Here is a 21,473-nt window from a genome sequence, read left to right as displayed (position 1 = left end):
CGGTCTTGTCGTTAAACCCAGTCCCGCAGGACGTCTTCGGTGTCGGCGCCGGGCGCTCCGGGCGCCTTCGGGGCCGACGGCACAGTGCGCGAGAACCGCGGCGCGGGCGCCGGGAAGAGGTGATCCCGTTCCTCGTAGAAGGTGTCGCGTTCGGCGATGTGCGGTTCGGACTCGACCTCGGCGAACGAGAGCACCGGCGTCGCGCAGGCATCCGTGCCGGCGAACACCTTGGTCCAGTGGTCGCGGTCGTGCGCGGCGAACGCCTCGGTGAACTTGGCGCGCAGTTCGGGCCAGCGGCTCATGTCGTTCTGGTCGGGCAGCTCGGCGCCGTCGAGACCGAGTCCGCGGAGCAGCTCGGCGTAGAACTGCGGCTCGATCGCGCCGACCGCCATGTAGCGGCCGTCGGAGCATTCGTAGGTGTCGTAGTAGGGAGCACCGGTGTCGAGCATGTTGACGCCGCGTTCGTCGCTCCACATGCCCATCGCGCGGAAGGCCCACATCATCATCGACAGCACGCTGGCCCCGTCGACCATCGCGGCGTCGATCACCTGCCCCTTGCCGGAACGCTCCCGCTCCCACAGCGCCGAGAGGATGCCCACCAGCAGGAACATCGAGCCGCCGCCGAAGTCACCGACCAGGTTCAGCGGAGGCACGGGCCGTTCCCCGTTGCGTCCGATCGCGTGCAGCGCGCCGGTCAGCGAGATGTAGTTGATGTCGTGGCCGGCCTGCTGGGCGCGCGGTCCGGTCTGGCCCCACCCCGTCATGCGTCCGTAGATCAGGCGGTCATTGACCTTGGCGCAATCCTCGGGGCCCAGGCCGAGCCGCTCGGTGACGCCGGGACGGAAGCCTTCGATCAGCACGTCGGCCTTGGCGACCAGGCGCAGCACCAGTTCGCGGCCTTCGTCGCTCTTGAGGTCGGCGGCCACCGAGCGCCGGTTGCGCAGCAGGAAGTCGTTGCCCGGCTGGGTCGGTGGCCCAGCGGGTTTCGGGCGTTCGACCCGGACGACGTCGGCACCAAGATCGCCGAGAATCATCGCTGCGTGCGGGCCGGGGCCGATTCCGGCCAGCTCCACGACACGTAGTCCTTGCAGTGGTCCAGCCATGCGTGACCGCCCTTCAACAGATCGTTCGGTTGACCGCCGACATAGCTTACTTGTATAACCAAGTCGACCGGCCACGGGGCGCTTCAGCTGTCGGGGAGGCCCCAGACAAGGGGACGCACATGACCACCACGGACGCCTACGCAGGCATCGACGATCTGACCGTCACGCTCGATGACGGCGTGCTGCACGTGACACTGAACCGCCCGGACAGCCTGAACTCGCTGACCGCGTCGATGCTGAACACCTTCGCCGAGACGCTGGAGCGCGCGGCCGGCGACTCGGCGGTGCGGGTGGTGCGGATCGGCGGGGCCGGGCGCGGCTTCTGTTCGGGGGCAGGCATCGGCGAGGATGACCACGCGAATCCGGGCTCGGCAGGCACTCCCGAGGACGTGCTCGACGCCGCGAACCGCTGCATCCGCTCGATCGCTGCACTGCCCCAACCGTCGGTCGCCGTCGTGCAGGGACCCGCGGCGGGTGTGGGCGTCTCGCTGGCACTGGCCTGCGATGTCGTTCTGGCCTCGGAGAAGGCGTTCTTCATGCTGGCGTTCACCAAGATCGGATTGATGCCCGACGGTGGCGCGTCCGCGTTGATCGCCGCCGCGGTGGGCCGGATCCGGGCGATGCGGATGGCCCTGCTGGCCGAACGGATCTCGGCTGCCGACGCCTTCGATTGGGGACTGGTCAGCGCGGTGTACCCCGCAGACCAGTTCGACGCCGAGGTGGACAAGGTCATCTCGACGCTGGTGAACGGACCCGTCGTCGCGCTGCGCAAGACCAAGCAAGCAATCAACGCGGCCACCCTCACCGAGCTCGAGGCCGCACTCGAGCTGGAGAAGGCCGGACAGCTGCAGCTGCTGGTGGCCGACGACTTCGCCGAGGGCACCCAGGCGTTCCAGCAGCGGCGCCCTGCGAAGTTCACCGACGTCTGACCCCCTTCCCCCTACCTCCCCCTCCCCGCCGAAATTGCATTCCACGCGCGTCAAACGGCGGTTTGACGCGCGTGGAATGCAAGTTCGGCGCGGGGAAAATCGTTCGACGCGCGGGCGGTGAGTCGGCCACCATCGATCGGTGAGCACGCACCACGACATCGCGACGCCGGTCACCGACACCGGCTGGCGGGTGCTTGCGCCGTTCCGGTTCCGCGAGTACCGCCTGCTCATCGCTGCGGTTTCGCTGACCATCTTCGCCGAGGGCATGTGGGCCGTGGTGATAGTCCTGCAGGTCATCGCCCTGGACAACGATCCGACCTCGCTGTCGCTGGTCGCGACCTGCCTGGGGGTGGGTCTGGTGGCGTTCGTGCTGGTCGGCGGGTTGGCCGCCGACCGGTTGAGCCAGCGCTCGATCATCATCACCGTCGAACTGGTCAACGCAGCGACGGTGGGTGTCGTCGCGGCTCTGGGAATCGTTGGCGCCCTGCGGATCTGGCACATGGCGGTGGCGGCGGCGATCCTGGGGATCGCGGCGGCGTTCTTCTTCCCCGCCTACAGCGCGTTGCTGCCGCGGATCCTGCCCGCCGAGCAGTTGTTGGCGGCCAACGGCATCGAGGGTGTGGTGCGCCCGGTCCTCCAGCGGGCCGTCGGGCCGGCGGTGGCGGGGGTGTTGGTGGGCGCGACGTTCCCGGCGCTCGGCGCCTCGGTGGTCGCGGTGTTGTTCGTCGTCGGGCTGCTGTTGCTGCTGGCCACCGATCCGCCTGTGCGGGTGGATGTTCCGTCGACACGTCCGCACCTGCTCCGTGATCTGCGTGACGGGTTCGCCTTCGTGCTGCGCACTCCGTGGCTGCTGTGGACGCTGCTGTTCGCGAGCCTGTTCGTGCTGGTGGTGATCGGCCCGATCGAGGTGCTGCTGCCGTTCGTCGTGCAGGACCGGTTCGTCGACGGTGCGCAGATCTACGGTTTCCTGCTGGCGTTCTTCGGTGTCGGCAGCGCCATTGGCGCACTGGGCGTTTCGTCGCGACCGCTGCCGCGCCGCTACCTGTCGGTGATGATGACGATGTGGGGCCTGGGATCGGTCCCGCTGGTGATCGTCGGGCTCACGTCGTCGTTTCCGCTCATGGCCGCGGCGACGTTCGTCGTCGGGGTCACCGACGGTGCCGGCATGGTCATCTGGGGCACGCTGCTGCAACGGCGGGTACCGTCGGCGATGCTGGGCCGGGTGTCGAGCCTCGACTTCTTCGTGTCGCTGGCGTTCATGCCGGTGTCGTTCGCGATCGTCGGCCCGCTGTCGAAAGTCGTGTCGATGGAGGCGATCTTCGCCGCCGCCGGGCTGTTACCGCTGGTCCTCGCGGCCGTCGCGGTGACCGCGGCGAGGATGCCGCGCGACGAGGTGGCGCACCCGCTGCGCTGAGTCCTCTAGACCCCGAACATCGGGGGCAGGGCGAGCACCATGATCAGGCCCCAGAAGAAGTGGGTCAGCATGGGAGCGAGCACTCCCCCGGTGGCGCGACGCTCGAGCGCGCACACGGTTCCGAGGATGATCGCGGCGAACCCGAGCATCGGGTTGCCGGTGGTGGCCGCGGTGCACAGCACGTAGAGCACCGTGGTCACCAGCACCGGCCGGTACTTGGCCAGCGCGGTGAATAGCGCGCCGCGGAAGAACAGTTCCTCGGCGATCCCGTTGATCACCGTGATGAAGGTGATGACCACCAGCGGAGCGGTATTGCTGTACTCCAGCACCCGGGTGATGTAATCCGACACCGCCGGGATCTGGCGCGCCACGAGCGCGCCGAGCACGAACACACCTCCGAGCGCCAGACCGACCACGGTGCCGGTGATGACCGGGCGCTGGTTGCGTCCCCGGAATTTCACGTGCCCCATGTGCAGCGGACCGGACAGGAACGCACCGATGGCCCACACACCGGCCAGCGCCAAGGTCAGCCATACGAACGTCTCGTCGCCCGGCGGTCGGCTCAGCGAGTAGCCCAGCAGCGAACCGCCGACCACCATCACCAGCACCACCGCGAACTTGCGGCGCCGGATCACCGCCGGTGGTTCGTTGTACGGGGCGGCCCGATTTCGTGCAATGCGGAACATCTCGTCCCTCAACGGGCCGCGGCGGTCCGATGCGGTCACGCGAAACTCACCTTCGGTAGGAATCCGAGGACGGTGTCCACCCCGGTACGCACCGCGGCGGCCACGGGCTTGGGCACCAGCCCGATCAGGTCGAGCACCGGTCGAACCATAGCCGGGGTCACACACCCGGCGAGCAATTTGAGCCGCAGCGCGTCACCGCCGGCCCAGTTCGGGTCGGTGTCGGCCAGGTGGTGGGGGTCCGCCAACTCGTCGACCGGGCGCGGTCGCGGACTGCGCACCGCGCGGCGCATCGCCTCGGCTGTGGTGATCGGTCCGCCCGGCGGATCCGGCACCAGCCCCTCGAGCCCCTTCTGCGACGCCATCATCGGATAGTCCAGGGACTCCACGAGATCCGCGGAGAGTCCGCCCGGCACCGGCAGCACCACGGGGGTGACCTTGGAGACCAGCCCGGTGTCGACGCCGACGAGCGGCAGCGGCGTACGCCAGAGGCCGGCGATGCGCGCGTAGGTGCGCAGCAGATCGCCGTACGTGGTGGTTTCGGGTCCCCGGATGTCATAGGAGCCGGCGGGCACCTGCTCGGCGTCGGCCGCGGCGACGAGGTAGTAGAGCACGTCGCGGATGGAGATCGGGTCGATCGGGTTGGCCGACCACACCGGCAGCGGCAGCACCAGGAAGCGGTCGGCGACGTAGCGCAGCATCTCGAACGACGTGGATCCGGCGCCGATGATGATGGCGGCACCGAGCCACACCACGTCGGCTCCGCCGTCGACCTGCAACGCGGCGGCGACCTCGGCGCGACTGGTCAGGTGTTCGGACAACGAGTCGGCGTCGGGGACGAACCCGCCCAGGTAGACGATGCGACGGACCCCGGCGTTCTTCGCGGCGGTCGCGACCGTTGCGGCGGCCCGGTTGTCGGCCTCGCGGAAGTCGGGCTGGCCGATGCCGTGCACCAGGTAGTAGACGACGTCGACCGGCCCGGCCTCGTCGAACGCCCGGCGCACCGACGCCTCGTCGTGCGCGTCGAGGGAGACGGTCTGCACGCGGTCGTGCCAGCCGAACTCCCGCAGCCGGTCGCTGTTGCGGCTGGCTGCGACCACGGTGTGACCCGCGTCGAGGAGTTCGGTGACCAGACGTGAACCGATGTAGCCGGTCGCGCCGGTGACCAAGATTCGCTGGGTGCCCACGAGGGGGCCTGTACCCGCATCGGCGCCGATCACAACCGGCGGAAACCGGATTGTGGTCGACTCCTCACCTCAGGTGCCTTGTGCGTCCCGGTGCACCTTGACGAGCTCCTGGTAGAGCGCGGCGTTGGTGCGCAGGCCGGTCTTCTCCTCGTCGCCGAGGTCGCGACGTACCTTGCCCGGTACCCCCGCCACCATGGAGCCCGGCGGGATCACGGCGCCCTGGGGCACCACCGCACCGGCGGCGATCAGCGATCCGGCACCGATGGAGGCGCCGTTCAGCACCACCGCGCCCATACCGATCAAGCAGTCGTCCTCGACCGTGCAGCCGTGCAGCACCGCGTTGTGACCCACGCTGACGTTCGCACCGATGCGGGCCGGGAAGCCGGGGTCGACGTGGACGGTCACGTTGTCCTGCAGGTTGGACCCGGCGCCGACGTCGATCGGTTCGGCTTCGGCGCGCAGGATCGCGCCGTACCAGACGCTGGCCCCGGCCGCGAGGCGCACCTGCCCCACCACGGTGGCGTTGGGCGCCACCCAGCTGTCGGGGTGCAGGTCAGGTGAATGTCCGGCGATGGACAGGATCAATGGCTCGGCCATGGCCGCCATCGTAGAGTGGCCCAGTCCCCCACAGTCGGGCCCCGGCGTGCAATCCTCACCTCGTGACCGCATCGTCTGCACCCACAGCACTGGACATGGTCGACGGCGTCGACCTGACCGGCAAGACCGTCGTCATCACGGGGGCTTCGGCCGGCCTGGGTCGCGAGTCGGCCCGGGCCCTGGCCCGCACCGGCGCTCACGTGATCCTCGCGGCCCGCAACGCGCAAGCCCTGGCCGATACGGAGACGTGGGTCCGTGAGCAGGTCCCCGATGCCCGGCTGTCGCTGGTGTCGTTGGACCTGACGTCGTTGGCCAGCGTCGCGGCGGCCGCAGCCGAGATCGCCGAACTGACCCCGGCCGTGCACGTGTTGATGAACAACGCCGGGGTGATGTTCACGCCGTTCAGCCGGACCGTGGAGGGGTTCGAAATCCAGTTCGGCACAAATCATCTGGGCCACTTCGAGTTCACCCGACTGCTGTTCCCGGCGTTGGTGGCCGCCGATGGCGCGCGCGTGGTGGTGCTCGCGTCGGAGGGACACCGGATGGGTGATGTCGACTTCGACGACCCGAACTGGGAGCACCGCGAGTACGACAAGTTCGCCGCCTACGGTGCGGCCAAGACGGCCAACGTGTTGCACGCCGTGGAACTGGACCGCCGGCTGCGCGACAGCGGCGTGCGCGCCTTCGCAGTGCATCCGGGCATCGTCGCGACGTCGTTGGCGCGGCACATGAGCGCCGAGGACTTCGAGTTGCTCAACAACCGTGCCCGCCCGGGCCGGGGGACCGAACAGCGCCCGTCCCGGCCTCTGGACGTGACCAAGGACTTCACCACCCCGGAGCACGGCGCGGCGACCCAGGTGTGGGCGGCCGTCAGTGCCGATCTCGACGACGTGGGCGGGGTGTATCTGAACGACTGTCAGGTGGCGCGGGCTGCGTCGTACGCCACCGATCCGGCGCGGGCGCTAACGCTGTGGGACCTCTCCGAGCGGCTGTGCACCCAGGCGGCGCCTGCCTGATCTCGCGTCCACCGACTTGGACGGGGCCTTTCGCGCGCCTTAACATGCCAGGCGACCTGTCGAGCATGAGGAGCGCAACGTGAAGAGTCGTACCGGTAAGACCATCGGTGTCGCCGCGGGGGTGGCGGCGCTCGCCCTGGCGGTCCCGCTGGCGGTGACGGCGCAGGCCCAGCCGTCCGACGACGAGAAGACCGTGGTGGTCGAGATCCCCGATCCGCAGGGCCCGGAGTGCGGCGCGTTCAAGGAGACCCTGCCGAACTGGAAGGAGCTGTCGGACCTGCCGGTGGGCACGGCGCTGGGCAGGATCCCCGAGGTCAGCACCTTCTACTCGGCGATCTCGGGCGGGCTGAATCCTGCGGTCAACATCGTGCCGGTGCTCGACAACGGCCCGTATGTCGTGTTCGCACCCAGCAACGAGGCGTTCGCTGCGCTGGCACCCGGGCAGCTCGAGTACCTGCGGACCGACGCGGCCGCGCTGACCGACCTCGTCTACTACCACGCGTTCCTGGGGCTGCTCGGCCCCGACGACGTCAAGGGTCAGCGGCCCACCCAGCAGGGCGCCGAGGTCGGGGTCACCGGTAAGGGTGGCGACATCAAGGTCAACGAGACCGCCGAGGTGACCTGCGGCGGAATCCAGGCGCAGAACGCCCGCATCTACATTGTCGACCAGGTGCTCGACCCGGCTGACGCACCCGAGCCGATCGCCCCGACGTCGACCAGCACGAGCGCGACGACCACGCCGTCGGCCTCTCCGACCGGGACCACCGAGCCGGCACCGCCGGTCGAGGTCCCGGACGCCGGGACCGGTGCCGCCGAAGCCGGTGCCGCGGAGGCCGGTGCCGCCGAGGCACCCGCCGGCTGACCGGTCCGTTCTTCTCGCGAGCAGACGCCAAAACCCCCGAAACCGTGAGGTTTCGGGGGTTTTGGCGGAGTGCTCGCGGAGGTAACCGGAGGCTCAGATGCCCAGGTCGCGGCCGATGATCTCCTTCATGATCTCGGTGGTGCCACCGAAGATCGTCTGGATGCGGCCGTCGACGTAGGCCCGCGCGACGCGGTACTCCATCATGTAGCCGTAGCCGCCGTGCAGCTGCACGCACTGGTCGACGACCTTCTTGGCCACCTCGGTCGCCCACCACTTGGCCTTGGCGGCCTCGACGGCGGTCAGCTCACCGTCGACGACGCCCTGCAGGCAGCGGTCGATGTAATTCTCGGTGACCTCGAGCTCGGTCTCCATCTCGGCCAGCAGGAAGCGGTTGTGCTGGAAGCTACCGATGGGCTGGCCGAAGGCCTTGCGGTCCTTGGCGTACTGCAGCGTCTCGTCGAACACCGCGCGGGCCCCTGCGATCGCGGAGATCGCGATCGAGAGCCGCTCCGAGGGCAGGTTGGTCATCAGGTGGTAGAACCCGCGACCTTCCTTGCCGAGCAGGTTGGCGTTGGGCACGCGGACGTTCTCGAAGTGCAGCTCGGAGGTGTCCTGGCTGTGCAGGCCCATCTTGTCGAGCTTGCGGCCACGGGTGAAGCCCTCCATGCCGCGCTCCACCACGAACAGCGTGAAGCCCTTGTGGCCGGCCTCGGGATCGGTGCGGGCCACCACGACGCACAGGTCGCAGTTGATGCCCGACGAGATGAACGTCTTGGAGCCGTTGATGATCCAGTCGTCGCCGTCGCGCACCGCGGAGGTGCGGATGCCGGCCAGGTCACTGCCCGCGCCGGGCTCGGTCATCGCGATCGCGATGATCAGCTCGCCACTGGTGATGCCGGGCATCCAGCGCTGCTTCTGCTCGTCGTTGGCCAGTTCCTTGAAGTACGGGCCGACGACGTCGTTGTGCAGGCTCAGCGCGGGTCCGTGGACACCGGCCTTGGCGATCTCCTCGTCGATGATCGCGTTGAACCGGAAGTCGTCGGATCCGCCGCCGCCGAACTCCTCGGGCATGTTGAAGCCGATGAGCCCGTACTTGCCGGCCGCGGTGTAGGCGGACCGATCGACGAGGCGCTCGGTCTCCCACTTCTCCGAGTTGGGCACGAGCTCACGCTCGATGTAGTCCTTGACGGTCTGGCGGAACGCCTCGTGCTCGGCCTCGTAGATGGTGCGCTTCATGATTGTTCCTAACGTCCTGTGTTACTTGGCTTTCCAGACCGGTTCGCGCTTCTCGGCGAAGGCCAGCGGACCCTCCATGGCGTCCTCGGTCTTCAGCAGCGTCGAGAATTCGTTGGACGTCTGCTTCCAGAATGGCTCGTCGGCAGCGACCACGCCGTCGATCGCGCCGAAGGACACCCGCTTGCTGGCCTGCACGGCCAGTGGCGCGTTGCAGGTGATGCGCTCGGCGAGTTCCAGGGCGGCGTCGAGGGCGCTGCTTCCCGAGCCGTCCGGCACGACCTTGTTGATCAGGCCCCACTTGAGCGCATCTTCCGATGACATCGGCTCACCGGTGTAGATCAGCTCCAGCGCCAGCTTCTGCGGGAGCTGCTGCACGATGCGGAAGACGCCACCGGCGCCGGCGATCAGACCGCGCTTCACTTCGGGCAGACCGAATTTGGCGCGCTCCTCGGCGACGACGAGGTCGCTGGCCAGGGCCAGTTCGGTGCCGCCACCGAGTGCGGTGCCGTTGACCGCCGCGATGGTCGGCTTGTCGATGAAGTGCCGCACGTAACCGGCGAAGCCCCACTCCGGGTGGTCGGGGTGGAACAGGTTCTCGCCGCGCGAGATGGCCTTGAGATCCGCACCGGCGCAGAAGGACTTGTCCCCCGCCCCGGTCAGGATCACCGCGCGGATCTCCGGGTCGTCCTGGGCGGCCTGCAGCGCGTCGCCGACGCCGATGCTCACCGACGCGTTGACGGCGTTGCGGGCCTCGGGCCGGTTGATCGTGATGACGAGGACGTTGCCCCGGCGCTCGGTGAGAGCGCCGGGCGCAGCTGCAGCGTCGGTCACAGCAGTTCCAGGATGGTCGCGTTGGCCTGGCCACCACCCTCGCACATCGTCTGCAGGCCGTACTGAATGTTGTTGTCCCGCATGTGGTACAGCAGCGTGGTCAGGATGCGCGCACCGGAGCCGCCGAGCGGGTGACCGAGTGCGATCGCGCCGCCGTTGGGGTTGAGCTTCTTCTCGTCGGCCCCGATGTCCTTCAGCCACGCCATCGGCACCGGCGCGAAGGCCTCGTTGACCTCGAACGCGCCGATCTGGTCCAGGCTCAGGCCGGACTTCTTCAGCGCCTTCTGCGTCGCCGGGATCGGCGCGGTCAGCATGATGACCGGGTCGGCGCCGGCGAGCACCGCGGTGTGCACCTTGGCCAGCGGCTTGAGGCCGAGTTCCTTGGCCTTCTCGGTGCTCATGATCAGCAGCGCGGCCGAACCGTCGGAGATCTGGCTGGAGTTACCGGCGTGGATCACGCCGTCCTCCTTGAACGCGGGCTTGATCTTGGCCATCGACTCGACGGTGCCGCCGCGACGGATGCCGCCGTCCTCGAGCACGACGGTGTCGTTGCCGTCGGCGTCCTTGGTCTTGATGCCGACGATCTGATCCTTGAAGGCACCCGAATCCTGTGCGGCAGCGGCCTTCTCGTGCGAACGCAGCGAGAACTCGTCGAGCTGGGTGCGGTCGAAGCCCCACTGCTCGGCGATCATCTCGGCGCCGACACCCTGGTTCGGGGTCTTGTCGTAGCGGGCCTTGAACGACTCGCCGTAGGGGTTGCCGCCGTTGGCCAGCGACGAGCCCATCGGGGTGCGCGACATCGACTCGACACCACCGGCGACCACGACGTCGTAGTGACCCGCAACCACGCCGGCGACGGCGAAGTGCAGCGACTGCTGGCTGGAACCGCACTGGCGGTCCACGGTCACACCCGGAACGGTCTCGGGCCAGCCGGCCGACAGCACCGCGGTGCGGGCGATGTCGAGCGCCTGTTCACCGGCCTGCATGACGCAGCCCCAGATCACGTCGTCGACGAGCCCGGGATCCACACCGGCGCGCTCCACCAGACCGTTGAGGACCTGGGCCGACAACTCGGCGGGGTGAATGCCGGCGAGAGCGCCGTTGCGCTTGCCGACAGGTGACCGGACAGCCTCGACGATGACGGCTTCAGCCATGGGACCTCTCCTTCGAAACACACGTGGACCGTTTCCCCGAAACTAGACAAACAAGGTTTACTAAGTCAACCTGCTCTAGGAGGCTGCGGCCGCCGGCGCTGTCGGCCCAGCACTCCGCGGCGATGGTTTACTGATTTGCACAGCCCACCTGGGCATTCTGTTGGGAGTGGATGTGACGCGCAGCACTCGGCTGGCCCCGATGATCGGGCCCGACGCTGCCAGTGCGGGTTCGGCCGTGCGGTCCCCCAAGACGGCCGAACTGGTCGCGGGCACGCTGCGCCGCATGGTGGTCGACGGGCAGCTCAAAGACGGCGACTTCCTGCCCAACGAGGCCGAACTGATGGCGCACTTCGGCGTCAGCCGGCCGACTCTGCGCGAGGCCGTGCGCGTCCTGGAGTCCGAGCGACTGGTCGAGGTACGTCGCGGTTCGCGCACCGGTGCCCGCGTCCGGGTGCCCGGCCCGGAGGTGGTGGCGCGGCCGGCCGGTCTGCTGCTCGAACTCTCCGGCGCCACGATCGCCGATCTGCTGACGGCGAAATCGGGCATCGAGCCGATGGCGGCCCGCCTGCTGGCGGAGTCCGGGACCGATGAGGCGTTCGACGAACTCGAGAGCATGCTCGAACAGCTCATCGCCGACGGATGGCCCTCCGAGCATCTGGCCGAGACCACCGGCGCGTTCCACCTGCGGGTGGTGCAACTGTCGGGCAACGCGACGCTCGGAATCATCGCCGGGATGCTGCACGAGATCACGGTGCGCCACACAGCTTTCGTGTTCAAGGAGCGCCGTCCGGTGTCGAAGGCCGACTACGAGACGCTCATCCGGTCCTACCGCCGGCTGATGCAGTTCCTGCGCGCCGGCGACGCCCCGGGCGCCGAGGCGCACTGGCGCAAGCACCTCGACAAGACCCGCGAGCTGTTGCTGACCGGTCTCGAGAGCGTGCCGGTCCGCGACGTGATGGGCTGAGCCTACGGCGCGTCGGCGCCGTCTTTCTGCCACGTGACGTGTACCGGGACGGTGTCGTCCCACGGCTGCCGGGTGACCATGTCGGCGACGCGGATGTAACCGCGTTCGAATTCTCCGGTCGCGGCGTCGACGAGGCGGTATTCCTGACGCTGCTTGTGGATCGGCTGGGCATCGATCAACAGCACGCGCACCTCCCCCGGCTCGAAGTGGCACCGCTTCTGCATCGCCGCGATCAGCTGCTCGTTGTGCATGTGGCCGTCACCGAAGTTCCAGCCGATCGCGGTGCTGCATATACGTTCTCCGTCGGTCAGCACGTAGTCGGATTCGGGGTGTCCGGCCATTGCGCGGTGCGCCAGCGTGAACATCGCGCGACCGTGGGTGTTGAACGACCGGAACGCATAGCCCATGTACTGGTACATCTCGGCGGTTTCCTTGCTGCCGTAGAACTTCTCCATCTGCGCGGCGGGCATACTCGCGATCGCGACGATGCCGTCGGCGATCTTGGCGTCCGCGGACGGCTTGATGCACCACAGTGACGTGTCCCAGTTGCCGGCGTAGTACCGCATCCCGGGCAGGAAGGAGACCTTGCGCGGGAACAGGTTTCCGAGCACGACGGTGCCCGCGACGACGACGAACAGCACAATCGGCCACGGCGACTGCAGATCCGACAGCCCGATGCCGGCGTTGCCGACGAACAGCGCCAGCACGCTGAACATCATGAACACGTTCCACTCCAGCGGCACCCCCATCGGGATGGCCGAAAGGATGCCGAAGTGGAAGACCAGCATCACGAAAGCCGCGATGGCCGTGGCCCATCCGCCGTGGGAGAAGAACAGCACCAGCGGCACCAGCATCTCGATCGCGGTGGAGAAGTGCGCCAGGACCCGCGACGCCCGGCCCGGTCGCAGGTCGTCCGGGAACCGCTCGAAGAACTTACGTTTGATCCACCGCGGCCGGATGACGGGGTTGTTGCTCATCATCGTGGAGATGACGAACGGGAAGTGCTTGTTGAGCTTCGAGGTCGCCGCACCCATCCAGATGACCAGGCACACCAGCTTCGCGCCGATCACGATGTCGGCGCCGACGAACAGGAAGCACACCGCCAGCGAGCCGTACACCTCGCCGCGCGCGGCCAGGAAGATCACCTTGTCGCGCAGGCCTGCCACGGCCAGCACGGCCAGGATCGCCGCGGTCTGCCAGACCGGGAGCACGCCCACCTCGCTGCCCAGCACCGGGATCGGGCCGGCGCCGTCGGAGAACAGCGCGACGACCAGAAGCACCAGCAGCGCGGCGTAGAGCGCGACGTCGAACGGCGTCCTGGTGTCCCCGGCGGTCAGCGGCACCCGGCCCGGCCACGGTGGCAGCCGAATCGTCTTGGGCCGCAGCCAGTACAGGATGGACCCCATCGGCGGGAAGAACCGGTTGTTCAGCGGCCCGAAGCCACAGCCGAGACCGACGACCTCGAACAGCATCGTGTAGAAGACGACCTTCTGGTACACGATCGGTTCGTGGTACCAGTCGGCGACGTTGGTGAACCCGTCGATGCCGGTCGTGGTGAGCACCACCAGCCAGGCGCCCAGCACGTACAGCGCGATCTTCGCGACGTAGAAGAGGTGCATCACCACCGGCGTGCCGAAGCCCACCTCGGCCCAGTGCCGGGCCATCGGGACGATCCGCTCGGCGCGGGTGCCCTTGCTCCATTCCGCGTAGTCGACGACGGGTGCGTCCTGCTTCAGAAACCCCATGGGGTCAGATTAGAACGTGTTCCAGTTTCTATTGCCGCGAACAGACGCGAAAGCCCCTCTTTTTCCAGTGATAAGGGGGTTTCCGCGTCTGCTCGGCAAGAGGGCCGCAGCTCGCGGGCGCAAGGCTGGCGGGGCTACGCGCCAGTCTTGGCCGGGGGGCGGTAGAAGATCACCAGCTGGCCGATGCCGCCGACGAGACCCAGCACCGCCGCGATGGCCAGACCCCACCAGCCGTGCAGGTAGTCATAGAAGGCACTGCCGGAGAACAGCAGGTGGTCCAGGCTGATCTTGCCGGCGCCGATCGCCGCGATGCCGACCGCAGAGACGGCCAGCACCAGGTTGTACTCCCAGCCCTCCTTGACGATGAAGAAGCCGTTGTCCTTGTGCACGGTCCACGCCGCCACCAGCATCAGCGCGACGAATCCCGCAGCGGGGATCGGTGTCAACAGTCCGACCGCCAACCCGATCCCGGCGGCCATCTCGGTGGTGGCGGCCACGCGGGCGTGGAACATGCCCGGCTTCATACCCATGCTGTCGAACCAGCCGGCGGTGCCCTTGAGCCCGCCCTTGCCGAAGAACTTGTTGTAACCGTGCGCGGCCATCGTCAGACCGAGGACAACTCGCAGGATCAGGATCCCGACGTCGTAGGCAGTCATGTGACAGAACTTAGAGCATCTGTCACGCCGCGCCCAGTCCCCCATCACCCTCCGCCGGCACCCAGTTGCCGTGGAAACCCGCGGGGACGCGGTGCGGGAGCTCGATCGCGGCGACGTCCTCGAGCGTCTGCGCGTCCAGGATGGCCAGCTCGCTGCGGTCGGTGGTGCGGTCGTAGACGTAGCCCATCAGCACCCCGTCGTCCTCGGGGGCATCGGGAGCCGAGGGCTGGAAGACGAACTCGCTGAGCGCCTTGTCGGCCCCGAACTGGCGGACGACGCTCCCGTCGCCGACGAAGTCGTGCTTGAGCAGCGCGTCACCCGGCTGACCCTCGATACCGAAGGCGGCGGTGTAGCCGTAGCGGTGCCGCTTGCCGACCAGCCGTTCGTCGACGCGCGGGAACTCCTGGCCGCGGTCGTCGAGGCGGGTCTCGCGCACCTTGCCGTCGGCCAGGTCGACGGTCCACCGGTCCAGCGTCGGCGGACCCTCGTTGGGTCCGCGGCGGTCGGTGTCGAACATCTTCGGGTGACGGATGACGTCGAGCACGACGGTATCGCCGTCGTCGTAGGCGTTGACCGGATGGAAGACGTAGCACGGCTCGACGTCGAACCACCGAACGTCGGCGCTGGTGCCTTCGCGCGGCATCACCCCGACGCGTGCCGGGTAGCGCGGGTTCCACGAGTACGGGAATCGCCGGTCCGACGGCGCGCCCTCCGGCATACGGGCGGCGATCGGATCCGGCACCCGGACTCGTCCGATCAAGGCCGACAACATGATCCGCGCCGGCAGCCGCAGGCCACGGGGGACCGTCATCGACGCGGCCTCCCGGGCGTCGAACGTGACCGGCAGGTCGTAGAACACGACGTGGCGCTCGGTCAGCGAGAAGTCGTGCATCATCGGGCTGCCGCCCACTTCGACGTCGACGAGTCGGCGGGCGCGGCCGTCCACCCCGATCACCGAGTACTGCACGGTGTTGCCGCGCAGCATGCTGTAGGAGACGGCATGTAGCTCGCCGGTGACGGGATCCCGCTTGGGGTGGGCGGTGTAGCCCCCGGTGACCGTGCCGTCGAAGTCGCACACCCCCACGGTGTCGAGGTCCTCGGTGAGTTCGTAGTTCGCCACGCCACCCTCCACGAGTGCCAGAGTCTTGCCGGCATGACCGATGACGTTGGTGTTGGCGCCGATCGGTGACGCGCCGAAGCGGCCGTCGGGCACCGTCTCGCCGAGCGCGCGCGCCGCGAGCGGGCCGCGCACCCACCGGTTGCGGTACCACTGCGCCTTGCCGTCGCGCAGCCGGATTCCGTGCACCATGCCGTCACCGAGGAACCAGTGATACAGCTCGGGGTCGATCTCGCCGACCGGGTTCGGCCCGTTGCGCAGATACCGGCCGTCGAGGTACTCGGGAATGCTGCCGCGCACCGTCAGGTCGGTCAGGGTGAATTCTTCGGTCAGCGGCGCAAAAGCACCCGTCAGATACGCGTTCTCCACCGTCCACCTCCTATAACGCTGTTATCGATAGGCGATGTATAACACCGTTATGGCAGGATGGCAAGGGTGAGCGCACGAGAGGCACTGATCCAGGCCGGCGTCGAACTGCTCGAACGCGACGGGCTGGGCGCCGTCAGCGCACGGAGCCTGGCCACGGCGGCCGGAACGTCGACGATGGCGGTGTACAGCCACTTCGGTGGGATGACCGGAGTGCTCGAGGCGATCGCCGGCGAGGTGTTCGGGCGGTTCGCCCACGCGCTGACCGATGCACCGGAAACCGACGACCCCGTGGCGGATTTCCTCAGGATGGGGGTGGCATACCACCGCTTCGCGGTCTCCGACCCGCAGCGCTATCAGTTCATGTTCGGCACATCCACGCCGACGCCGATCGCCGCGCACCGCGTGGATATGACCGCCGCCGGCAACGTGTCCGACCGCGCCGAATGGGCCTTCTCGTTCACCGCGCTGCGCACCGCGGTGCAGCGCATGATGGCCGCCGGCCGGATTCGGCAGGACGACGAACTCGCCGTGGCCGGCCGGTTGTGGAGCCTCACCCACGGCGCGGTGATGCTGGAACTTGCCGGGTTCTTCGGCGGGGATGGGCGCGGCTTCACACACATCCTCGGTCCGCTGATCGTCGACACGCTCGTCGGCATGGGCGACGACCGCGACGCAGTCAACCGGTCACTGCAGTCGGTGCTGACGAGCCTGGCCGGGTGAGTTTGTCGCGCCGAGATTGCGTCCAGCGCGCGATGTGAGGCGTCTTGACGCGCGTGGAATGCAATTTCGGCGGATCACGGCGACAGCGCGTGCCGGAGTCGGTCGAGGTAGGCGTCGAGGTCACCGATCGCCGAGTCGGCGGCGTGCACGCTGACCGCGACGGTGTCCCCGATGCCGTGCACGCCGTGGGTGACCCCCATCATCGGCGACAGGCTCGGGAAGCCGGCCGTCAAGACCACCGTCGCACCGCCGTAGGTCACGTCCTTCGGTCCACGGTTGACACTGGACACCACGGTGTTCCCGGTGACCGTCGGTGAGCGAACATTCGGATCGAAATGACCCATGCCCCAACGCAACACCGGGGCCGGTACCGCCGCGAAGGCTGCCGACTCGGCGCGCATCGCCGGGTGGGTGCCTCGACGCCGACGTGCGTACATCTCGGCGGCGATGGCGCGGACCCGTGCGGGAGGGTCCAGATCGGGGAACAGGTCCACCCCGACGTTGCCGAAGTGGTTGAACGCGCGACGCGGCCCACCTTTGGCCATCGGGATCTCCGCCCCCAACTGCGTCGGGTCCTCGCCGATGTCGCGCAGATGGCCCGACAACGCCTCGGCGATCGCCGCCAGCACCGCGACGGTCACCGTCACGCCGGTGAACTGCGCGCGCGAACACAGCAGGGTGTGCAGGTGCCGCGCGCCCTCGGGGGTCGCGTTGGTGCGCAGCGCGGGCCGCGACTTCGCCTGCGGGGGAACAAGTCCCGCCGCAGTGTCATGAACCAGCCGGCGGTGCAGGCGGGCGGAACGCCACGCGCGCCACGGCAGCGTCGCCACCGACGAGGACGGCCCGCTCACCGCGGGCACGTCGGTGTCGCGTCCCAACAGGTACGCCGCGAGCGCCGAGGCCCGCACACCGTCGGCGAGCGCGTGCGAGATCTGCAGCACGACCACCGCTCCGACGCCCGCGCCGGGGATCTGCTCGATGCGCGGGAACACGTGCAGCCGCCAGGTGGCCTCGCGGGCGTCGAGCGGATCGTCGGTCAGCGCCGACACAGCGTCCAAGCAGTGTTGCCACGCGGGTTCGGCGAGGTCGTGCACGCGGATCTGCTCGCTCGTGACCGGCCGTGGCACCCATGCCGGATGGCGCCAGAAGGTGGCGTCGTCGATCCGCAGACCCAGGTCGGTGCACCGGCGCGCACGCAGACGAATCTCCTCGAGTGCCTGATGCTGATCGGCGGCGCACCCGTCGAACGCGTAGAGGAGGAACTGGTCGCTCGGGATCGCCCGTGAGATCCAGTGGAACTGCGCGTCCACCGCAGCAAGTCGGCGCACGGTCATGGCGGCCAGGCTAAGCTCTGGCGCGTGTCGCTGCTGCCGGGTACCGGGGACCGGTCGGCCGCGGCGCTGGTCACCGGCGCGTCGTCGGGCATCGGCACGCACATCGCGCGCGAGTTGTCGCGGCGAGGCCACCCGGTGATCCTCGTCGCCCGGGACACCGATCGTCTGCAGGCGCTGGCCGAGACGCTCGGGTCGACGGCGCATGTGCTGCCCGCCGATCTGACCGACCCGGCCGCACGCGCGGCGCTCCCGCAGCGGGTGTCAGAGCTCGGTCTGGAGGTCGGGATCCTGGTCAACAACGCCGGCGCGGCGAACGTCGGCCGGGTGGCCGACGTTGCGGTGCCCGACGAGCTGGCGCTGATCGAACTCGACGTCGCCGCCGTCGTCGACCTCTGTGGACGCTTCGTCCCCGCGATGGTGGCCCGCCGGTGCGGCGCCGTGCTCAACGTCGCCTCCGTGGGGGCGTTCGGCCCGGTGCCGTTCCAGGCGTCCTACGGCGCGGCCAAAGCGTTCGTGCTGTCCTACACCGAGGCGATGCGGGAGGAACTGCGCGGCACCGGCGTGACGGCCTCGGTGTTGTGCCCGGGACCCGTCCGGACCGGATTCGGGGAACGCGCCGGGATCCCCGACGCCAAAGCCGAGAAGATGCTGCCCCGGTTTCTCTGGGTGGCACCCGAGAAGGTGGCCGCAGCGGCCGTCGACGGACTGGCGCGCGGCCGCGCGGTCATCGTGCCGGGCTACGCCAACCGCGTCGCAGCCCTGCTGTACCGGGTGGCGCCGCGCCGCGTGTTACTGCCACTTCTGGCTCGCAGCCACCCGGGACGTCCGGACGCAGGCTAGACCGGGTCGAACTGCGAGATCAGCCAGCGGCCGTCGACCTTCTCGAGCGTCACGCGCACGCTCGAGGCGGTGTCGGTGGGCGGGTCCTGACCGACGTTGACCGTCTGGTTGACGAACAACAAGACGACCGCTTCGTCGGAGCTGACCGACACCGACGCCGCGGCCGGCACCGACGCGACGGCGGAGATCTGCTTCTCCTTGGCGCCGGGGATCACCACGTCGTTGGTCAGGTCGGTATAGGAGTCGCGGAACTCGCCGGTGAGCAGGTCACGGGCCGCGCCGAGTTGCTCCTCGACCTTGTCGGGCGTGTACGACAACAGCGCGATGGTGCTGTCCTTGGCCGCCTGGATCGACGCCTCCGCCGGTGACAGCGGCGGGCTCGGATCCACGGCGACGGTCCCGTCCTCGAAGGTGTCGCCGAGGTACTTCAGATAGCCGGCGCCCAGCGCGAGAATCAGCGCGAGCGCGGGCAACAGCCCGAACGCCACGACACGTTTCCATTGGACGGTCCGCTTCGGGGAGACCGCTGCCGGCTCCTGGTCGGTCGCCTCGGTCTCGTCGCTCTGGTCGGCGGCCTCGGTCTCCTCGACCGCTTCGGTGGTCTCCACGTCAGCGGCGGTCCCGTCGTTCTTCGAGTCGTCCTTCTTAACGTCGTCACTCATGGCACGAAGTCCACCTTCGACACCTTGGCCTCGCCGCTGACCTCTTGCACGGTGATCCGCATCCTCCAGGCTCGGGGTTGCTGTTCGGGGGCGCCGGCGTTGGACGTGCGCACGGTGACCGCGACGAGCACGGTGGCCTGACCGTCGGTGTAGGACTCCAGTCCCGCCTCGGCGATCGTGCCCTCCGACTTGGACTGCGCCTGCTTGACCACGTCGACGAACGGCTGCGCACGCTGTTGGAAGTCGTCGTAGAACGTTCCCGTCGCCGAGTCGAGGATGCGCTGCACGTCGGCTTCGGCGTTCTCGAAATCGATGGTGGTCAGGTTCAGCGCGCCCTGCCGCCCGACCTGGACGAACAAGTCGCGTTGCTGCTGCGCCTGGTGGGCTTCATAGGCGCGGTAACCGAGCCAACCGGTCACGCCGGTCAACGCGAGCACCCCGACGAGCCCGGCGATGAGCGCGAGCTTGACGTGCGACATCGGCTTGCGTGCGGGTGCCTCGTCGTCTTCGGCTGCCGCGGCGGCCTCGTCGTACTCCTGCGTCTCGTCGGACTGCGTCTCGTCGACGGTCGTCTGATCGTCGGTCGGCTGCTTCAGCTCCCCGTCGGGGGCAGCAGCATCGTCTGCCATGTTCGCTCCTCTGCGGCACTACCGGCCAGGTTGGACTGGGTGTGCACCCGTCCGTCCGGACCAACGTACGTGCCGCTTTCCGGGTCGTACTCGGCGGCTGCCATCGGAGGCGTCGTCGGTGCGGGCGCCGGGGGCGCCTGCGCCGCGGATTCACCCGGCGGCAGCTGCGGGACGCCCTGCCCGGACAGCGTCGCGTTCGGGTCGCCCTTCCAGTTGTAGCCGTCGTTCAACGGCACGTAGTTCTCGTTGCTCTCGCACATCTTTACCGTAGGGGCGCGCTTTCCGGGGACCGTGACACACGGAAGGTTGCGGGCGCCGCGCACGTTGAAGGGCCCGTCCTGCGGCACGCGGCAGTACACGTCGCCGGCCGGACGATCGGGGTAGTCCTCGAACACCGGCGACCGCTGCTGCTGGGCCGGCAGGAAGCCGGTGGTGCACGGCGGCGGCAGGTTCAGGTTGAGGTTGAACACCAGCGCGTCGCCCTTGTAGTCCTGGATGGTTCCCGACTTGTGGACGCCGAGCGCCTGGGTGACCGCCGTGCCTTGCGGCAGCAGCACCAGCAGCTGTTCGAGGCTGGGCTGGTAGGTGACGGCCACCTCGCCGACGCTGACCAGGTTGGCCAGCACGATCGGCAACGTCGGCGACAGCCGGTCGAACAGCGCCCGGCCCTCCTCGGCGGCGCCCGGCCCCTTGGCGAGGATGCCCGACACCGCACCGTCCTGGCCGCGCAGCTGATCGGTGACCGACGCCAGGTTGGCCGCCCACGCCTGAATGGAGTCGGAGGTGTCGATCTGCGAATCGAGCACCGGCTCGGACTGGTCGATCAGGGTGGTCAGCGAGTCGAGGTTCTCCCGCGCATCGATCGCGAGGTCCGACGAACCGCTGACCAGCCGGCGCAGTTCGGGTCCGAGCCCACCGACGGCCTGGTACGCCTCGTCGACGACCGTCTGGAGGTTCTCCTTCGGAATGGCCTGCAGCCCTTCGTTGGTCAGCTCCAGCACGGTGTTGACGTCGGACGGGACGCGCGCGCGGTCCTCGGGGATGACGTCCCCGTCGCGCAGTTCCGGTCCGCCGGCGCTCTGCGGGAGCAACTGCACGAACTGTTCGCCGACCGCGGACTGGCTGCGTACCTCGGCGATGACGTCGGCGGGGATCGCGACATCGGAGTTCAGCGACAGCTCCGCACGTACACCGCGGTCGGAGAGGCCGACGCTCTTGACGATGCCGACCTGGGTGCCGCGGTAGGTCACGTTGCTGCGTTCGTAGAGCCCGCCCGTCTCGGGCAGTTCCAGCGTCACGTTGTACTGCCCGATGCCCACCAGTTCGGGCACCCGCATGTAGTTGAACACCATGATGCCCAGGGCCGTCACGGCCAACACCGAGAAGATGATCAGCTGAATCACCATCTGCCGCGTCACTCGCATG

At 68.6% G+C, this 21,473-nt stretch carries 21 protein-coding genes; 7 read left to right on the top strand and 14 right to left on the bottom strand.

The features are described 5' to 3' along the window. Positions 1–11: 11 nt before the first annotated feature. On the bottom strand, positions 12–1,103 hold the full coding sequence (locus tag ACAG25_RS20355) for a CaiB/BaiF CoA transferase family protein (RefSeq protein WP_370490287.1): 1,092 nt from the start codon (positions 1,101–1,103) through the stop codon (positions 12–14). Positions 1,104–1,222: 119 nt separating this feature from the next. Between ACAG25_RS20355 and ACAG25_RS20350 the strand changes: the two genes are divergently transcribed. Both ACAG25_RS20350 and tet(V) read left to right on the top strand, forming a co-directional pair. Further along, complete coding sequence (locus ACAG25_RS20350) at positions 1,223–2,032, top strand: enoyl-CoA hydratase (protein WP_370490286.1); 810 nt, start codon at positions 1,223–1,225, stop codon at positions 2,030–2,032. Positions 2,033–2,189: 157 nt separating this feature from the next. Next, entirely contained in the window at positions 2,190–3,446 is a 1,257-nt protein-coding gene (gene tet(V) / locus ACAG25_RS20345) for a tetracycline efflux MFS transporter Tet(V) (RefSeq protein WP_370490338.1), read from the top strand. A 5-nt stretch (positions 3,447–3,451) separates the two neighbouring features. Here tet(V) and ACAG25_RS20340 read toward each other — a convergent pair whose 3' ends face one another. The 3 genes from ACAG25_RS20340 to ACAG25_RS20330 form a co-directional block, all read right to left on the bottom strand. Next, on the bottom strand, positions 3,452–4,132 hold the full coding sequence (locus ACAG25_RS20340) for a lysostaphin resistance A-like protein (RefSeq protein WP_370490337.1): 681 nt from the start codon (positions 4,130–4,132) through the stop codon (positions 3,452–3,454). A 35-nt stretch (positions 4,133–4,167) separates the two neighbouring features. Next, positions 4,168–5,316 (bottom strand): SDR family NAD(P)-dependent oxidoreductase, encoded by a 1,149-nt coding sequence (locus ACAG25_RS20335; RefSeq protein ID WP_370490285.1) that lies wholly within the window; start codon positions 5,314–5,316, stop codon positions 4,168–4,170. Positions 5,317–5,385: 69 nt separating this feature from the next. Beyond that, positions 5,386–5,922, bottom strand: a complete 537-nt coding sequence (locus ACAG25_RS20330) for a gamma carbonic anhydrase family protein (RefSeq protein WP_370490284.1) — start codon at positions 5,920–5,922, stop codon at positions 5,386–5,388. A gap of 86 nt (positions 5,923–6,008) precedes the next feature. On the opposite strand from ACAG25_RS20330, the gene ACAG25_RS20325 reads away from it, so the two are divergent. Together ACAG25_RS20325 and ACAG25_RS20320 are read left to right on the top strand one after the other, a co-directional pair. Then, complete coding sequence (locus ACAG25_RS20325) at positions 6,009–6,929, top strand: SDR family NAD(P)-dependent oxidoreductase (RefSeq protein WP_370490336.1); 921 nt, start codon at positions 6,009–6,011, stop codon at positions 6,927–6,929. Positions 6,930–7,008: 79 nt separating this feature from the next. Next, positions 7,009–7,791, top strand: coding sequence for a fasciclin domain-containing protein (locus ACAG25_RS20320; RefSeq protein ID WP_370490283.1), 783 nt, complete (start codon positions 7,009–7,011; stop codon positions 7,789–7,791). A gap of 93 nt (positions 7,792–7,884) precedes the next feature. Here the strand turns inward: ACAG25_RS20320 and ACAG25_RS20315 are convergent, their stop codons facing one another. The 3 genes from ACAG25_RS20315 to ACAG25_RS20305 are packed head-to-tail and all read right to left on the bottom strand — an operon-like array spanning position 7,885 to position 11,012. Further along, positions 7,885–9,027 (bottom strand): acyl-CoA dehydrogenase family protein, encoded by a 1,143-nt coding sequence (locus ACAG25_RS20315; protein WP_370490282.1) that lies wholly within the window; start codon positions 9,025–9,027, stop codon positions 7,885–7,887. 21 nt (positions 9,028–9,048) lie between these two features. Next, entirely contained in the window at positions 9,049–9,858 is an 810-nt protein-coding gene (locus ACAG25_RS20310) for a crotonase/enoyl-CoA hydratase family protein (RefSeq protein ID WP_370490281.1), read from the bottom strand. Further along, complete coding sequence (locus tag ACAG25_RS20305; RefSeq protein WP_370490280.1) at positions 9,855–11,012, bottom strand: acetyl-CoA C-acyltransferase; 1,158 nt, start codon at positions 11,010–11,012, stop codon at positions 9,855–9,857. Before ACAG25_RS20305 ends, ACAG25_RS20310 begins: the two co-directional genes overlap by 4 nt. Positions 11,013–11,184: 172 nt before the next feature. Here ACAG25_RS20305 and ACAG25_RS20300 point away from each other — a divergent pair, with 172 nt between their 5' ends. Further along, complete coding sequence (locus ACAG25_RS20300) at positions 11,185–11,976, top strand: FadR/GntR family transcriptional regulator (RefSeq protein WP_370490279.1); 792 nt, start codon at positions 11,185–11,187, stop codon at positions 11,974–11,976. A gap of 2 nt (positions 11,977–11,978) precedes the next feature. Here the strand turns inward: ACAG25_RS20300 and ACAG25_RS20295 are convergent, their stop codons facing one another. The 3 genes from ACAG25_RS20295 to ACAG25_RS20285 all read right to left on the bottom strand — a co-directional run bounded on the left by ACAG25_RS20295 (position 11,979) and on the right by ACAG25_RS20285 (position 15,863). Further along, positions 11,979–13,721 (bottom strand): DUF3556 domain-containing protein, encoded by a 1,743-nt coding sequence (locus ACAG25_RS20295; protein WP_370490278.1) that lies wholly within the window; start codon positions 13,719–13,721, stop codon positions 11,979–11,981. 134 nt (positions 13,722–13,855) lie between these two features. Continuing rightward, a complete protein-coding gene (locus ACAG25_RS20290; RefSeq protein WP_370490277.1) occupies positions 13,856–14,377 on the bottom strand; it encodes a DoxX family protein in 522 nt (173 codons plus the stop codon). A 22-nt stretch (positions 14,378–14,399) separates the two neighbouring features. Continuing rightward, on the bottom strand, positions 14,400–15,863 hold the full coding sequence (locus ACAG25_RS20285) for a carotenoid oxygenase family protein (RefSeq protein WP_370490276.1): 1,464 nt from the start codon (positions 15,861–15,863) through the stop codon (positions 14,400–14,402). 66 nt (positions 15,864–15,929) lie between these two features. On the opposite strand from ACAG25_RS20285, the gene ACAG25_RS20280 reads away from it, so the two are divergent. Continuing rightward, on the top strand, positions 15,930–16,583 hold the full coding sequence (locus tag ACAG25_RS20280) for a TetR/AcrR family transcriptional regulator (protein WP_370490275.1): 654 nt from the start codon (positions 15,930–15,932) through the stop codon (positions 16,581–16,583). A 74-nt stretch (positions 16,584–16,657) separates the two neighbouring features. Here ACAG25_RS20280 and ACAG25_RS20275 read toward each other — a convergent pair whose 3' ends face one another. Continuing rightward, a complete protein-coding gene (locus tag ACAG25_RS20275; protein ID WP_370490274.1) occupies positions 16,658–17,917 on the bottom strand; it encodes a wax ester/triacylglycerol synthase domain-containing protein in 1,260 nt (419 codons plus the stop codon). 24 nt (positions 17,918–17,941) lie between these two features. On the opposite strand from ACAG25_RS20275, the gene ACAG25_RS20270 reads away from it, so the two are divergent. Beyond that, positions 17,942–18,757 (top strand): SDR family NAD(P)-dependent oxidoreductase, encoded by an 816-nt coding sequence (locus ACAG25_RS20270; RefSeq protein ID WP_370490273.1) that lies wholly within the window; start codon positions 17,942–17,944, stop codon positions 18,755–18,757. Here the strand turns inward: ACAG25_RS20270 and ACAG25_RS20265 are convergent. The 3 genes from ACAG25_RS20265 to ACAG25_RS20255 are packed head-to-tail and all read right to left on the bottom strand — an operon-like array spanning position 18,754 to position 21,472. Beyond that, positions 18,754–19,419 carry a hypothetical protein gene (locus ACAG25_RS20265; protein ID WP_370490272.1) on the bottom strand — a complete coding sequence of 222 codons (666 nt, stop codon included), beginning with the start codon at positions 19,417–19,419 and terminating at the stop codon, positions 18,754–18,756. The two genes, ACAG25_RS20270 and ACAG25_RS20265, sit on opposite strands and share 4 nt — an antisense overlap. Continuing rightward, positions 19,416–20,048 (bottom strand): Mce protein, encoded by a 633-nt coding sequence (locus ACAG25_RS20260; protein ID WP_370490271.1) that lies wholly within the window; start codon positions 20,046–20,048, stop codon positions 19,416–19,418. The genes ACAG25_RS20265 and ACAG25_RS20260 overlap by 4 nt, the downstream gene beginning before the upstream one ends. Continuing rightward, positions 20,012–21,472: an MCE family protein gene (locus tag ACAG25_RS20255; RefSeq protein ID WP_370490270.1), complete on the bottom strand. Its 1,461-nt coding sequence runs from the start codon at positions 21,470–21,472 to the stop codon at positions 20,012–20,014. The genes ACAG25_RS20260 and ACAG25_RS20255 overlap by 37 nt, the downstream gene beginning before the upstream one ends. Between the last annotated feature and the right edge of the window lies 1 nt (position 21,473).

It is taken from the genome of Mycobacterium sp. pV006 (assembly GCF_041287115.1).
Classification (GTDB): domain Bacteria; phylum Actinomycetota; class Actinomycetes; order Mycobacteriales; family Mycobacteriaceae; genus Mycobacterium.
Note: the sequence above shows the minus strand (reverse complement) of the source record. Positions and strands in the feature narration are given on the sequence as shown.

Coding starts and splice junctions, on each gene's coding strand:
- ACAG25_RS20355 (WP_370490287.1), bottom strand. CDS start 1,103: ATGGCTGGACCACTGCAAGGACTACGTGTCGTGGAGCTGGCCGGAATC.
- ACAG25_RS20350 (WP_370490286.1), top strand. CDS start 1,223: ATGACCACCACGGACGCCTACGCAGGCATCGACGATCTGACCGTCACG.
- ACAG25_RS20340 (WP_370490337.1), bottom strand. CDS start 4,132: ATGTTCCGCATTGCACGAAATCGGGCCGCCCCGTACAACGAACCACCG.
- ACAG25_RS20330 (WP_370490284.1), bottom strand. CDS start 5,922: ATGGCGGCCATGGCCGAGCCATTGATCCTGTCCATCGCCGGACATTCA.
- ACAG25_RS20325 (WP_370490336.1), top strand. CDS start 6,009: ATGGTCGACGGCGTCGACCTGACCGGCAAGACCGTCGTCATCACGGGG.
- ACAG25_RS20315 (WP_370490282.1), bottom strand. CDS start 9,027: ATGAAGCGCACCATCTACGAGGCCGAGCACGAGGCGTTCCGCCAGACC.
- ACAG25_RS20305 (WP_370490280.1), bottom strand. CDS start 11,012: ATGGCTGAAGCCGTCATCGTCGAGGCTGTCCGGTCACCTGTCGGCAAG.
- ACAG25_RS20295 (WP_370490278.1), bottom strand. CDS start 13,721: ATGGGGTTTCTGAAGCAGGACGCACCCGTCGTCGACTACGCGGAATGG.
- ACAG25_RS20290 (WP_370490277.1), bottom strand. CDS start 14,377: ATGACTGCCTACGACGTCGGGATCCTGATCCTGCGAGTTGTCCTCGGT.
- ACAG25_RS20275 (WP_370490274.1), bottom strand. CDS start 17,917: ATGACCGTGCGCCGACTTGCTGCGGTGGACGCGCAGTTCCACTGGATC.
- ACAG25_RS20265 (WP_370490272.1), bottom strand. CDS start 19,419: ATGAGTGACGACGTTAAGAAGGACGACTCGAAGAACGACGGGACCGCC.
- ACAG25_RS20260 (WP_370490271.1), bottom strand. CDS start 20,048: ATGGCAGACGATGCTGCTGCCCCCGACGGGGAGCTGAAGCAGCCGACC.
- ACAG25_RS20255 (WP_370490270.1), bottom strand. CDS start 21,472: ATGCGAGTGACGCGGCAGATGGTGATTCAGCTGATCATCTTCTCGGTG.